Source organism: Gordonia asplenii (assembly GCF_012933505.1).
Classification (GTDB): Bacteria; Actinomycetota; Actinomycetes; order Mycobacteriales; family Mycobacteriaceae; genus Gordonia; species Gordonia asplenii.
Window position 1 is genome coordinate 47182 of sequence record NZ_JABBNB010000026.1, and the last position, 13700, is coordinate 60881.

A 13700-nucleotide genomic window follows, 5' to 3' on the forward strand; every position below is an offset into this window, starting at 1 on the left:
AGATGAAACGCACCATATTCGACGTCGAGCACGAGCAGTTCCGCGAGACCGTTCGCGCATTCCTACTGAAAGAAGCGGTTCCGAACACCGCCGACTGGGAGTCGGCGGGACTGGTTGATCGACGATTCTGGTCGGCCGCGGCAGCACACGGAATGGTCGGCTTCGCCGCTCCCGAGGAATTCGGCGGGGCGGGCCTGCGCGATTTCCGGTTCAATGCGGTGATCAACGAGGAAGTCGTTTCCACCGGCGCCGTCGGGGACGGGTTCTCCCTCACTAACGACATCGTGCTGCCGTACTACCTGGACATCGCGTCGTCCGATCAGCAGGCCAGGTGGTTGCCCGGAATCACCGCGGGCGACACGGTGATCGCGATCGCGATGTCGGAGCCGGGGACCGGCTCCGACATGCGCGCCATCAAGACGACCGCGTCGAAGGTGCCGGGCGGATGGCGTCTCAACGGGGCGAAGACGTTCATTACCAGCGGCATCCAGGCCGATCTGGTGATCGTCGCCGCCCGTATCCCCGACGCCGACGGCGGGGGATTCGGACTGTTCGTCGTCGCGGCCGGGACCGACGGCTTCGAGAAGGGACGCAAACTGGAGAAGATCGGGCGCCGGGCGCAAGACACCGCCGAATTGTTCTTCGCCGATGTCTTCGTGCCCGACGCCGACGTGCTCGGGGAGCCTGGCAAGGGGCTGCACTACATGATGGGAAACCTTGCGCAAGAGCGGCTTTCGATGGCCGTGGTCGCGGTCGCCAGCGTCGAACACGCGGTGCGGACCGCCGTCGCCTATGCATCGGAGCGCACCGCCTTCGGCAGACCGATCGGGAGCTTCCAGGCGAATCGATTCACCCTGGCGGAACTGTCGACCAAGGCGACGATCGCTCGAGTGTTCGTGGATCGGTGCATCGAGGCGAGCAACTCCGGTGAGCTGACCGCCGCGGAGGCCGCCGGCGCGAAGTTCTGGACCACGGAGCTGGAGTTCGAGGCGCTCGACGCGTGCCTGCAGATCCACGGCGGGTACGGCTACATGGAAGAATTCGAGGTCGCCCGACGCTGGCGCGACGCCCGGGTGCAGCGAATCTACGGCGGCACCAACGAAATCATGCGCGAGATAGTCGGTCGATCATTGGGGTTGTGAGCTGCTTGCGTCGGCCCGTCATAGCCTCGCGCGCGCTGTACTCTGAGTCTGGAGATGCCGTACGAGAGGAATGGACGCGGATGTCGCCGCTCGACGATGTACTCCTGTCGGCCGCACGCTTACAGGAGCTTGTGCCCGACGCCGTACTCGTCGGCGGCAACGCCGCAGCCCTCCACGCACACCACCGTGACTCGTTCGACCACGACCACGTCGTCCGTGACCTGGAACATCGCTTCGGCGCTATCCTCGACGCACTCGAATCAGACCCCGATTGGGTCGTCAACCGTGCTACCCCCGGCAAGATCATCCTCGGCGAACTCGGCGGTATCGAAGCCGGAGTGCGCCAAATGATCCGAACCGTGCCCCTCGAAGTCGAGGAAGTCCAACTCACCAACGGTGCTACCGTGCGAGTCCCGGGCCCGGACAGTGTCGCCTCTCAAGTCATGCGCCAATTGAGCGCACCTAGACCGCGAGACTCCCGTACCACCGCCCAGTTGACCAGCTACAAAGGCCTCCGAGCGCCGTGGACCGACTGGAGCCACGTCGCTGATCAATGTCGCGCCATCGCTGACAAGATGTAGACGTAAGGACCACTACGATGCCCGAGCTTCGCTTCCGAAACCTCGATGTCACTCCGGATGATCCGGTCGATCAATGGGGCTTCGAGGGAATCCTCGCAGCAATCGACCGAGGGTCATTGCGCCACTGGCGACGGATACTCGACGCGCTCGAAGCCGATCCGTATGGGCCGGTATCCCGCGACCTCGAACAAGCCATCGACGCAGCCGAAGACGTCGGTGTGCGAGAGCGCATGCGCAGGGCACTCGCCGCCGCGAGGATCGGCTGACTTGCCGGGACCAAACCGGGCCTCTGCGGTGTTGAGTCATATGCCGCCGAAGTCGGCGGCGTAATAGGCATCGGCCATCCCGCATGGGAGGGCCCGCAAGGGAGGCGCATCATGACCCACGGAATCAACGACATCGGAGCGATCACCCGGACACCCGGCACCGAGACCGCCGTCCTCGCCGGCGGCTGCTTCTGGGGTCTGGAGGATCTCATCAGGCGCCAACCCGGCGTGGTGGACACCCGGGTGGGCTACACCGGCGGTGACAACGACCATGCCACCTATCGCAATCATCCCGGGCACGCGGAGGCGGTTGAGATCGTGTTCGATCCGAACGAGACGACCTATCGCGACATTCTGGCATTCTTCTTCCAGGTCCACGACCCCACGACGGAGAACCGCCAGGGCAACGACGTCGGAACCAGCTACCGCTCGGCGATCTTTCCGGTCACCACCGAGCAGGAGGAAATCGCCCGTGACACCATCGCCGACGTCGACGCTTCGGGGCTGTGGCCGGGCAACGCGGCGACGACGATCGAGGAGATCGGACCGTTCTGGGAGGCCGAGCCCGAGCATCAGGACTACCTGATCACCTATCCCAACGGGTACACGTGCCATTTCGTACGCCCGGACTGGGTGCTGCCGAAGCGCAACGGCTGAATAGATCAGGCGTCGAGGATGGCGACGGCGCGGGTCCAGCCTGCCGATGCCGCGTGGACTTTGACCGGAAAACACGAGATGTGGAATCCGGTCGAGGGCAGTGCCTCGAGGTTGTGGAGCTTTTCGAGGTGGCAGTAGCCGACGTCGCGGCCGGCCTTGTGGCCCTCCCAGATCAGTCCGCCGTCGTGATTCTGCGCGAAGCGTTGCGCGGTGTGGGAGAAGGGGGCGTCCCAGCTCCAGGCGTCGGTTCCGGTGAGCCGGACACCGTGATCGAGCAGGCGAAGGGTCGCCTCGCGTCCGATCCCGCAGCCTTTGGATACATAGTCGGCGCACCCGTAACGCGTTCCCGCGGATGTGTTCACGACGACGATCTCCAGCGGGCTCAGGGTGTGGCCGATCCGGTCGAGTTCGGCATCGATGTCGGCTGCCGTGACGACGTAGCCGTCATCGAAGTGGCGGAAGTCGAGCTTGACGCCCGGTTGCAGGCACCAGTCGAGCGGTACTTCGTCGATGGTGATGGCTCGCTGTCCGCGGTCCATGGTCGATGCGTAGTGGTACGGCGCGTCGAGGTGGGTGCCGCTGTGGGTGGTCATCGACACCTTCTCGATGGCCCAGCCCTCCCGGTCGGGGAGATCATCGGGGCTCGATCCGGGAAAGTAGGACAGAACGTCGTCGACGGTGTCGGCGTGGTCGAAGTACTCGATGGTGGGCAGCAGTGCCGGGGGATCCGAGGCGATCCCCTGTTGCAGCGGGACGGAGATGTCGATGAGCGTGCGCATGGGCTGAGACCTTCGTGTGTCGGCGCGGGTCAGAACGGCTGATTGAGAATGCGGTCGACCGCTTCGGTTTGGCCGGGCAGCGTTTCGCGCATGTGGACGATTGCGTCGGGGAGTCCGGCCGCGTCGACCGCCATTTCGCCGACGAGAATGGCGTGTGAGGCGTCGTGGACGAGTTTGACGCGGTCGTGGCGTCGAATCATCAAGTCGGACAATGCTGTTGCGATGTCGGGCTGTTCGGCGAGTTCGTCGGCGAGGACGATGGCGTCCTCCAGCGCCATGCCCGCCCCTTGCGTGAGGTGCGGCGCGCAGAGGTGCGCGGCATCGCCGAGTACGACGACCCGACCGCGATTCCACGGCGCCGGAAGCAGCAGCTCGCTCAGCGGGCTGTAGACGATTCCGTCGGAGTCGGTGATGCTCTCGCGCAGTTCGCCGATCAAGCCGGTGTAGCCGGCGAGCCGTTCGCTCAGCAGCGCCCCGAAGTCTTCGGGACGGTGGTGCGGATTGCCGGGTTCGGGTGTGACGACGAACAGGTACATCGAGTCGTCGGAGAGCGGGATGACGCCGGCTTTGGTGCGGTCGCCCTGGAACAGTTGGGTATTGGCGACGCTCGCGGCGCGTGGCATCGTCTTGCGCCATACGCCGTATCCGCTGAAGGCCGGAGACACCGGCGTGCCGACCACGTAGTCGCGGATACCCGAGCGGGCTCCGTCGAATCCGACGACGAGGTCGTAGAACTCCTGGGCACCATCCGACGTGCGGACCAGCACCTGATCGCCGTTGTCGGCGATGTGTTCGACTTCGACTCCGTAGCGGATCTTGCTGTGCGCCTCTTCCGCAGCCGTCAGGAGCAGATCTTTGAGCTGTGCGCGGGAGATCGCGCAGTTGGCGGGAACGTCGGGGCCGCCGAGATGTGACGGGCAATCGACGATCAGGTCGCCATGCCAGTCGTAGAAGGTGTTGCCGGTGTGCGCATAACCGATCCGCAGGCAGTCGTCGAGGACGCCGATCGCGCGCAGTGCCCGCAGGGAGTTGGCCGGCTGATTGATTCCGACGCCGAGAACCGTTGCATCTGAACGCTTTTCGACGACGGTGACTGCGACGCCACGCTGTCCCAGGAGCGCCGCGAGGCCGAGTCCGCCGATACCTGCGCCGACGATGAGAACTTTCTGAACGAGCATAGTGGTCACTCCCTGCGTGTGATCGAGAAGCCGGCAGCGAATCCGCTCAGCCGCACTGCCGTCAAACGGTATGACGCGCAACACACCATGCCAAGCGATTCTTATCGATCACATGTATCAATAGGAGTGATACTCGGCGGTGGAGGTGTGCGATGTCGGATCTGCAGCGGATCGATTTGAACCTGTTGGTCGCGTTCGACGCGCTGATGGCCGAGCGGAGCGTGACTCGGGCCGCGGAGCGGATGTCGGTCGGGCAGCCGGCGATGAGCGCTTCCCTCGCACGGTTGCGCAAGTTGTTCGACGATCCGCTGCTGGTGCGCGACGGTCGCGGCTTTGTACTCACGCCGATGGCTGAGTCGTTGACCGGACCGATTCGTCAGGCACTCACGCTGATGGAGGGGGCGGTGGGGAGAGCACGCGCCTTCGATCCGGCGACCGAGCATCACACGTTCACCATCCTGGCGAGCGACTACGTGTTGGTGGTCCTTCTGCGTGAACTGCTCAACCGGATGGCCGACGAGGCGCCGAACATTCGCGTGAATGTGCGGCCGATCACCGGCGACTACGCGGATTTGCTGCGCCGCGGGCAGATCGACCTGTTCATCGTTCCTCGTGAGGTCGAAGAATCGCGGGTGTCGTGGCACTCCGAGGATCTGTTCACGGATCGCTTCGTCTGCGCGGTCGATCGGGATCATCCGCAGATCCGCGACTCGATAACGCTCGAAGAATTTCAATCGCTGCCCTACCTCGCCTACGACGGCGGGCCGTTGAAGTCCGCGTCTGCGATGCAGTTGCAGGCGCGCAGCGTGACGCGCACCGTCGACGTGACGACGCAGAGCTTCGTCGTCGCCCCATTGATGTTGCGCGGCACCAACTTTCTCACCCTGCTGCACGAACGTTTCGGACGTGCCGTCGCCGAGCAGACCGGTATCAAACTTCTCGATCCGCCGGTGGAACTGGCACCGATCACCGAGGCGATGTTCTGGGGACCCCGCCACCAGGAGGACCCGGCACACGTATGGCTGCGACAACAACTTCGTCGAGCAGCCGGTGCTCTGTCCGAGTATCGATCGCGATGATAGCTGTGATCGACAAGAATCGATAACACATGTGTGATGTGCGGAACTAGCGTGGCGGATGTCGATCACGCGACCTTGTCCCGCTGAAATGAGGAATCACCATGAGCGCTCCCGCGCGGACTCCCATCACCCACGTCCGGCACGTCGGAATGGCCGTACCCAACTTCGACGATTCGGTCGAATTCTACCGCAGCACTTGGGGATTGGAGGTTGTCGCGGAGGACTCGGGTATCGCGTTCTTCGGCACTCCGGCACACCCCGAGCAGTACATCATGCGAGTGCGCAAGGACGCCGACAAGCGGTTGGACCTGATCTCGTTCGCCGTCGACACCGACGACGACGTTGACCGGATGGCCCAGCGGCTCGGCAGCGCCGGCATCTCGATCGTGCGGGAGCCCGACCGCCTCGACACCCCGGGCGGAGGCTATGGATTCCGCTTCTTCGATCCCGACGGCCGACTCATCGAGATCTCCAGCGGCGTCGCCGAGCGCCCGTTCCGAGCACTCGAACCCCGCGAGTCGATCCCGCAGAAGCTCAGCCACGTCGTCATCAACTCGACCGACATCGGCGCGACTAAGCGCTTTTACGAGAACCATCTCGGGTTTCGGTTGTCGGACTGGCTCGAAGACCACATGTGCTTCATGCGGGTGCGCACCGATCATCACATCCTGGCGATCTCCCAGGGTCCGCACACATCTCTCAACCACGTCTCGTTCGAGATGCGGGGGATCGATGAATACATGCGCGGCACCGGGCGGCTGACCCGCTCCGGCCAACCCCCGATCTGGGGCCCCGGACGCCACGGTGCCGGTGACAACACCTTCTCCTACTTCCTCGATCCGACCGGCAACGTCGTCGAATACACGACCGAGCTGGAGAAGATCGAAGACGAAAACACTTGGGAGCCTCGGCGTTTCGAAGCTCGGCCGGAGGCCGCAGATCAGTGGGGGACCGGCGGACTGATCACCGAGCAGATGATTCCGGCGATGTTCAACGACCCCGACAAGGGGTTGTGGGTGCCCGCGCCGGTGTAGGACGCGTCCGATCCGTCCGCTGGGGAAACATTCCCCGGTATCTCCCCTCGTTCACGAAAGCAGTATCGCCATGCCCGTAACACTCACCGTCGCGCCCACCGGGCCGATCGCGACCAAAGCCGACAATCCATTCTTGCCGACCACACCGGAGGAGATCGCCGCCGCGGTCGAGGCCGGATACCGCGCGGGCGCGTCGGTCGCCCACATCCACCTCCGCGACGATTCGCAGCGACCCACCGCCGACCTCGCCATCGGTCGGAGGGTGATGGAGTCGATTCGTGAGCGGTGTCCCATCCTCATTCAGATGTCGACCGGCGTGGGCCTGAGCGTGCCCTTCTCCGAGCGCGAGAAGCTCGTCGACCTGGCGCCGCAGATGGCGACCCTGAACCCGTGCTCGATGAGCTTCGGGCAGGGCGAGTTCCGCAACCCGCCCGACGGCGTCGTGCGCTTGGCGGCCAAGATGCTCGACCTCGGAGTCAAACCCGAACTCGAAATCTACGACACCGGTCACCTCGACGCGTGCCTGCGGCTGCGAGACCGCGGTCTGCTCCCCGAACCGCTGCAATTCTCGATCGTGCTCGGCGTGCAAGGCGGCATGGCGGCCACCGCGGACAACCTCCTGACGATGGTGCGTCGCCTGCCCGACGACGCCGTGTGGCAGGTCATCGCCATCGGGCGTGCCAACCTCGAACTCACGGCCATCGGACTCGCCCTCGGCGGCAACGCCCGCGCCGGTCTCGAAGACACCCTCTACCTGAGCAAGGGTGAACTCGCCGAGGGGAGCACCCCGCTGGTTGCGCGGGCCGCCCGGCTCGCCCGCGAACTGGGCCACGACATCGCCACCGTCGACCAGACGCACGCCGCTCTCGGGCTGCGACGCTGATCTCAAATCATGAACTGAAAGAAGGAAATTCACGTGTTCGAGCCCATCCCCGGAAAGTATGTGTGGAACCTGTCCGCCGGCCTCGCACTGGCCACCGGCGGCCTGATCGGTGAAGTCGATCGTACGTGCCGGCCACTGCTCGATGCCCCGGCCGACCAAACCGAAGACGAAGCGACCCAGGCGTTCTTCACCTCGTGGTGTTCGGTCGCCGACACCCTGGTCGAACTCGCCGACGAAGACGAGAAGCTCGGACGACGGCGAAGTGCCGGTGAGAAGCATCGTCGCGCCGCCGTGTACTACCAGACCGCGGAACGTATGCAGGCGCACTCCTACGCTCCGCGCAAAGAGGCCTACCGCAAGACGCTGGCCAGTTTCGCGAAATTCCTCGAACTCACCGATCAGCCGGCGCAACGGGTGGAGATCCCGTACGGGGACACCAGCTTCCCCGGGATCTTCATGCGCGCGGACGCGGGCGACACTCCCGCGCCGTGTGTCATCTTCTTCAACGGACTCGACAGCACCAAGGAACAGTTCTACGGCTCGGGCACCCCAGACGAGCTGCGCAGGCGTGGAATCTCGACGCTGATGGTCGACGCACCCGGCGCCGGGGAGGCCCTTCGCCTGCGGGGCCTGACCGCCGTCGTGGAGAGTGAAAGATGGGCGGCCGCGTGCATCGACCTGCTCGAACAACGCGCCGACGTCGACAGCAGTTTGATCGGCATGCTCGCGTGGTCACTCGGGGGCTACTACGGACCACGGGCGACTGCCTTCGAGCCGCGCATCAAGTTCAGCGTGGCCTGGGGTGCCAACTACGACTGGGGTCAGGTCCAGCTCCGCAGATTGGCGAACCAAGGCGACCGGCCGGTGCCGCACTATTGGGAGCACGTGCGATGGGTCTGGGGTGCCGAGGACATGGACGAGTTTCTGCAGATCGCACCGAAAGTCACTCTGCGCGGCATCATGGACCGTGTACGAGTTCCCTTCCTCGTGGTCCACGGCGAGCATGACCGGCAGATCCCACTCGAGTACGCGCACAACCTCTTCGACGATCTCGTGAACAGCCCGAAACGCGAACTCAAGGTATTCACCGATCGCGAAGGCGGGGTGGAACACTGCAGCATCGACAACATGCCGATGGTCCGCGACTACATCTGCGACTGGATCGACGAAACCGTCGCCGAGCTCAAGGCGGCGAGGGTGCCCTGAACGCGGTGGGTGCCGCCGCGGGGTGTTCGGTTGAGTTGGGTTCGTTGTCTTGCGGGCCCCTCGTTACACCGAAGCTCGTTCCTCGCTTCGGCACTCGGGGAGCGGGGTGGTCGCTCGACTCGGCGGTCACCGTTGCGCCACCACCGGCATTCCGCCCTTGTTGGCGGCGATGTCGGCGCCCACCTCCTCGGGGTTGGCGACTTCGTGGGCCTTGTCTCCGCCGGGCACCGCGATCGCGTTGTTGAAATTGTGCAGGAGGGTGAAGGCGGCCTTCTCGTCGTCGTGGGGGAGTGCGCGCTGAATGCGGTCGGCGATTCGGATGAGCGGCCGGGCAGCGGGCAGGACGAAACGCCACGCGGTCTTCTCGGCGCCCAGCGCATCCATGACGTCGGCCGGAATCCATTCGCGCAGAAGGCCGTAGGCAAGTTTGAGTCGGCGTTCGTCGGTCATCACCTTAGCCAGCGGGCCGGGCAGCACCTCGACATCGCCCGGCGGGTTCTCGATGCTGAACTTGATGATCGACTCGACGACGTCGCGGCACAGCTGGTCCGGCGGCAGCTCGAGCAGGGTGTGCAGTTCGGTCTTTCGTCGCGCGTCTTCGTAGTCGGTGTGCAACAGCTCCGGCGGCACGCCGATGACGTAGCCGACGTAGCGCGACAGCGCGAAGATGTCGTCGAGTTCACGATCGCTGAAGCGGATGCCGGAGGCCTGCACGGCGTCGGTGAACTTGACGCCGAACTGCCCTGACTGAGTGACCATCGCGTCCATGTTGTTGATCGGGATGCCCCAGTTCGCCCAGTCCCAGGCGTCGGACTGACTCAGGCTGTGCCGCACCGCCGCGTGGATCATGCGGACCTTCGCGGTGAGCCGGAAGCCCTCCTCGAAGCGACCCATTCCGCCAGGCGTGTAGGCCGCGACGACGTATCGGAAACTCTCGATGAGCCGGGTCCCGACCTTGTCGGCCTTGCGCAGGCGGCCGCTGAAAAGCACTGGGCGCGTTGCGCTGTACATCGAGAAGCCACCTGCGATGGTCGCCCACGCGAGGATCGGCTGCACGATCATGCCGGCCCGCCAGAATGCGACGGCGCCGCGATAGAGCTGATCGAAGTCGACCCAGTCGGGGACGGTCTCCATCTGCTCGAAGAGCGCGACCACCCCGGGAGTCGGATCGTCGAGCGCATCGAGACCGTGCTCGACGGCGACGTCGAAAGTACGCCAGTTCATCGAATTGCTCTTGTCCTTGAAGTCGAGCATCGCGCGGTAGGCGTAGTCGTCGGCGAGCAGTGCGTGGTCGGTCATCTTCTCCACCAGCGGCCGGCCGTACATCGCGATGGCCTTGTCCACGTTGTTCATTCGGCCCAGGTCGATGCCGCGCGGAAGGCCGGTGGGAACGTCCAGGTCGCCCCGGAATGTAAGCGGGGTGTGTGGCTCGGCGATGGTCATGCGTGCCCTCCTAGGGTGCGATCGAGAGTGTTGTGACGGCGCTAACAACTGAGGGTAGACCTGACTGAACACTATGTCTACACTGAGTGTCTAGCCGACTGTTCTTTCGTGCTCGACCGATTCTGACCAGGAGCCCCTCATGACTGCCCTCGCCGCCGACGTCGACGCGACGTCGACCCTGCTCAACCTGCTCTCGACACGCTGGAGTTGCCGCGCCTTCACGCCGCAACCGGTGCCGCGCAACGAGATCGAGCAGATCCTCGACGTCGCGCGCCGCACACCGTCGTGGTGCAACACGCAGCCCTGGCACCTGCACATCACCTCCGGTGAGCGCACGGCGCAACTACGTGCCGCGCTGGCCGCGGCGATCGCAAGCGGGCCGGCCGAGAACGCCGATCTGCCGTTCCCGGCGTCTTATGACGGCGTCTATCGTGACCGGCGTCGTACGAGCGGGTGGCAGCTCTACGAGAGCCTCGGCATCGACAAGGGAGACCGCGCGGCGTCGGCGCGCCAGACGCTGCGCAACTTCGACTTCTTCGATGCACCGCACGTCGCCGTCGTGACGACTGATCGCTCGCTGGGCACCTACGGTGCGGTTGACTGCGGACTGTTCATCGACAGCTTCCTGCTGGCCGCGCACAGTCGCGGCGTCGCCACGATCCCGCAGGCCGCGCTGGCGACGCAGGCGCCGGTGCTGCGCGAGTTCTTCGATCTGCCCGACGACCGGCTGGTGCTCATCGGCATCTCCTTCGGGTACGCCGACACCGAGCATCCGGTCAACGCCTACCGCACCGAACGGCAACCGGTGGCCGACGTGGCGACCTTCCTCGACTAGGAGGTGCTACAGCTAGCGAAGGTGACCTCGCCCTGCTGGTTGAGCCGGGATACCCCCTTCCGTTGGTTGAGCCGGGACAACCCCATTCCGCTGGTTGAGCCGGGCCGGAGCGTTAGCGAAGGCCCGTGTCGAAACCACGTACGCCAAACACATAGCGACAGTTGGTAACTCGTCTCACGATGGTTTCGACACGGGCGCGTCTCGCTGCGCTCGTCGGGCCCGGCTCAACCAGCGGGGAAGGGGCACCATGGTTTCGACACGGGCGCGTTACTTCGACTCGCTGCGCTCGCTCAGCACGGCGCTCGCTGCGCTCGTCGGGCCCGGCTCAACCAGCGGGAAGGGGGGCCGTGGCCCCGGCTCAACCAGCGAGAGACGCCCGACCAATACCGCGCAACGACGTTGTGCGGCAACCGAACTGCAACGAAGGAGACATCATGACCCAGCGTCTGATCGCCACGCCTAGCGGCGTCGGCATCAACGTCCGCGACCTCGGAGAGGGGCCGGCCGTACTGTTCATCCACGGCTGGAGCCTGTCCGGCGAGGTGTGGGATCGCCAGCTGCGGGTGGTCGCCGAAGCGGGCTATCGAGTGATCGCGATGGACCAGCGCGGTCACGGCGGATCCGACGCCCCGCTGTCGGGGTACTCGATCACCGACCTCACCGCCGATGCCGTCGGCGTCCTCGACGCGCTCGACGTCTCGTCGGCGATCGTCGTCGGATGGTCGCTTGGCGGGATGGTCGCGCTGCGGGCCGCCCACGACTTCCCGACCCGCGTCGACTCGGTGGTGATGGTCGCCTCCAACGGCGTCGCAGCGTCGAGGACCGAAGCGTTTCCGTTCGGCGTGCCCGCCGACGTCCCGCTCGCGGCGATCCTCGCCGCCGAGCATGCCGATCGAATCAGCTTGCGGCGCAAGGCCGTCGGGGATCCGTTCAAAGAGCCGCCGACACGCGAACTGCTCGACTGGCTGCATCGCATCTCGCTTCAGACGCCGAGCTGGGCGGGCCGCGCGGCAATGCGCACGCTGATGTGCACCGACCAGACCCACGTCCTCGACGCGATGTCGGTGCCGGTCACGGCGCTGGTCGGGGTCGCCGATCCGGCACTGTCGGTGCGGGGCGCGCGATGGGTCGCGCAGCGACTGGGCAGCCGCCTGGTCGAGTTCGACTGCGGGCACTACCCGATGATCGAGTGTCCGGACGCGTTCGACGCCGCGCTGCTCGAATCCCTCTCCCGGTCGCCGATACGGTCGTGACCACCGCTAACGTGTCAGACGATGTGTCCGGACATCGTGTAAGATCTGGGCTCATGAGTCAGGGGTCCTTCGTGCGGCGCCGCCCGCGTGAATTCGACGGTACGTCGTCGGCCGAACAAGCCGTCTTCGACGCGACCGAGCAGCTTCTCGTCGACACGTCGCTGCAGGACCTCACTGTCGCACAGATTCTTCGCGGTGCGGGGCTGTCGCGCGCGAATTTCTACCACTACTTCGCCAACAAATACGACGTGTTGGTGGCTCTCGTCGGCCGCGTCTTCGATCAGTCGTACGGCGAGGATGCGCCGTGGGCGTCGACGCCGGGTCGCGACCGCGCGCGCCAGATGGGATCGTCGCTGGCCCATACGCTGGCGATGTGGTCCGAGCACGGGGCGGTGATCTGCGCGGTCATCGAACACATGCACAGTCAGCCCGCGGTCGGCGCCGCGTGGCAGCGGATGTTCGCGCGATTCGTCGACACCGTCACCGAGCAGGTCCGATTCGAGCGGGAGTCGGGGCGCGCACCCGACGGTGCGCCCGCGGACATGGTGGCGACGCTGCTCGTCGGCGCCGTCGAGCGTGCGTTCTACGTGAGTTCCCGGGGGCTGGATCCGCGACTGCCCTCGGTCGGCGACGTCGCCGACTCGCTGCGTGCACTCAACGAAGCCGCCATCTACGGCGGGCGAGTGGCGGAGAACATCGCCGACGTCGACCCGGATGCACCGCCCGTCGCGGTTGCCGCGGTGGCCATGGCGCATGCCGAAGAGGGCCTCGATTCCGATACGGCACAAGGAATCCTGCGAGCGATGAGCGAATTGCTCGTCGACCAGACGCTCGCCGAGCTCAGCGTCGCACGAGTCCTGGAGAAGGCTGGAACGTCGCGGGCGTCGTTCTACTTCTACTTCCGCAGCAAAGAGGATGCCTTCGTGGTCCTGTTTCGGCAGGCGGCAGCGCAGATCGTCGCGGGACTGTCGGGTATGGCCGACGTCGACCGCTCTGATCCGACGGCGTTGCTGGCACAGGTCGGCGAGTGGCTCAACCTGGAGGGCTTCGCCGGGCCGGTGATCCGCAATGCCGTGCACGAATGGCCGCGGCTGCCGGAACTGCGCGCGGAGTACCTGACGGCGATGAGCGCCATGGAGTCGGCGTTGATCGCCATCATCGAGACCGACCGCAAGCGTGGACTCTCGCCCGACGGCCCACCGGCCGAACAGTACGCGGCGACGCTGCTGTGGGCGATCGAGCGCGCGGTGGCCGGATCGTTGGCGGGAGAGGAACATCTGGAGGATCTGCAGTCGGTTACCGGCATGGTCGGGATGTTCCTCTACGCGGCGCTGTACGGGCGCCGCGAGGGATAGTCGGGACGC

14 protein-coding genes are annotated in these 13700 nt (G+C 65.4%); 11 read left to right on the plus strand and 3 right to left on the minus strand.

What is annotated here, in order from left to right:
- Nucleotides 1-2: 2 nt before the first annotated feature.
- The 4 genes from HH308_RS21130 (at nt 3) to msrA (ending at nt 2646) form a co-directional block, all read left to right on the plus strand.
- Complete coding sequence (locus tag HH308_RS21130) at nt 3-1142, plus strand: acyl-CoA dehydrogenase family protein (RefSeq protein WP_170196230.1); 1140 nt, start codon at nt 3-5, stop codon at nt 1140-1142.
- Nucleotides 1143-1222: 80 nt separating this feature from the next.
- Nucleotides 1223-1723 carry a hypothetical protein gene (locus HH308_RS21135; protein WP_170196231.1) on the plus strand — a complete coding sequence of 167 codons (501 nt, stop codon included), beginning with the start codon at nt 1223-1225 and terminating at the stop codon, nt 1721-1723.
- Between the two features lie 17 nt (nt 1724-1740).
- Complete coding sequence (locus HH308_RS29955) at nt 1741-1989, plus strand: hypothetical protein (protein WP_170196232.1); 249 nt, start codon at nt 1741-1743, stop codon at nt 1987-1989.
- Nucleotides 1990-2100: 111 nt separating this feature from the next.
- Nucleotides 2101-2646 (plus strand): peptide-methionine (S)-S-oxide reductase MsrA, encoded by a 546-nt coding sequence (msrA, locus tag HH308_RS21145; protein WP_170196233.1) that lies wholly within the window; start codon nt 2101-2103, stop codon nt 2644-2646.
- A 5-nt stretch (nt 2647-2651) separates the two neighbouring features.
- Here the strand turns inward: msrA and HH308_RS21150 are convergent, their stop codons facing one another.
- Both HH308_RS21150 and HH308_RS21155 read right to left on the minus strand, forming a co-directional pair.
- Nucleotides 2652-3425, minus strand: a complete 774-nt coding sequence (locus HH308_RS21150) for a cyclase family protein (protein ID WP_170196234.1) — start codon at nt 3423-3425, stop codon at nt 2652-2654.
- 29 nt (nt 3426-3454) lie between these two features.
- On the minus strand, nt 3455-4603 hold the full coding sequence (locus HH308_RS21155) for an FAD-dependent monooxygenase (RefSeq protein WP_170196235.1): 1149 nt from the start codon (nt 4601-4603) through the stop codon (nt 3455-3457).
- Between the two features lie 152 nt (nt 4604-4755).
- Here HH308_RS21155 and HH308_RS21160 point away from each other — a divergent pair, with 152 nt between their 5' ends.
- The 4 genes from HH308_RS21160 to HH308_RS21175 all read left to right on the plus strand — a co-directional run bounded on the left by HH308_RS21160 (nt 4756) and on the right by HH308_RS21175 (nt 8805).
- Entirely contained in the window at nt 4756-5682 is a 927-nt protein-coding gene (locus tag HH308_RS21160) for a LysR family transcriptional regulator (protein ID WP_170196236.1), read from the plus strand.
- A gap of 101 nt (nt 5683-5783) precedes the next feature.
- A complete protein-coding gene (locus HH308_RS21165) occupies nt 5784-6716 on the plus strand; it encodes a VOC family protein (RefSeq protein ID WP_170196237.1) in 933 nt (310 codons plus the stop codon).
- Nucleotides 6717-6786: 70 nt separating this feature from the next.
- Complete coding sequence (locus HH308_RS21170) at nt 6787-7599, plus strand: beta-keto acid cleavage family enzyme (RefSeq protein ID WP_170196238.1); 813 nt, start codon at nt 6787-6789, stop codon at nt 7597-7599.
- A 33-nt stretch (nt 7600-7632) separates the two neighbouring features.
- Nucleotides 7633-8805, plus strand: coding sequence for an alpha/beta hydrolase family protein (locus HH308_RS21175; protein ID WP_170196239.1), 1173 nt, complete (start codon nt 7633-7635; stop codon nt 8803-8805).
- 126 nt (nt 8806-8931) lie between these two features.
- Here the strand turns inward: HH308_RS21175 and HH308_RS21180 are convergent, their stop codons facing one another.
- Nucleotides 8932-10248, minus strand: coding sequence for an oxygenase MpaB family protein (locus tag HH308_RS21180; protein WP_170196240.1), 1317 nt, complete (start codon nt 10246-10248; stop codon nt 8932-8934).
- Between the two features lie 139 nt (nt 10249-10387).
- Here HH308_RS21180 and HH308_RS21185 point away from each other — a divergent pair, with 139 nt between their 5' ends.
- The 3 genes from HH308_RS21185 to HH308_RS21195 all read left to right on the plus strand — a co-directional run bounded on the left by HH308_RS21185 (nt 10388) and on the right by HH308_RS21195 (nt 13691).
- Complete coding sequence (locus HH308_RS21185; protein WP_170196241.1) at nt 10388-11083, plus strand: nitroreductase; 696 nt, start codon at nt 10388-10390, stop codon at nt 11081-11083.
- 434 nt (nt 11084-11517) lie between these two features.
- On the plus strand, nt 11518-12336 hold the full coding sequence (locus tag HH308_RS21190) for an alpha/beta fold hydrolase (RefSeq protein ID WP_170196242.1): 819 nt from the start codon (nt 11518-11520) through the stop codon (nt 12334-12336).
- A gap of 53 nt (nt 12337-12389) precedes the next feature.
- Nucleotides 12390-13691 carry a TetR/AcrR family transcriptional regulator gene (locus tag HH308_RS21195; RefSeq protein WP_170196243.1) on the plus strand — a complete coding sequence of 434 codons (1302 nt, stop codon included), beginning with the start codon at nt 12390-12392 and terminating at the stop codon, nt 13689-13691.
- Nucleotides 13692-13700: the final 9 nt, after the last annotated feature.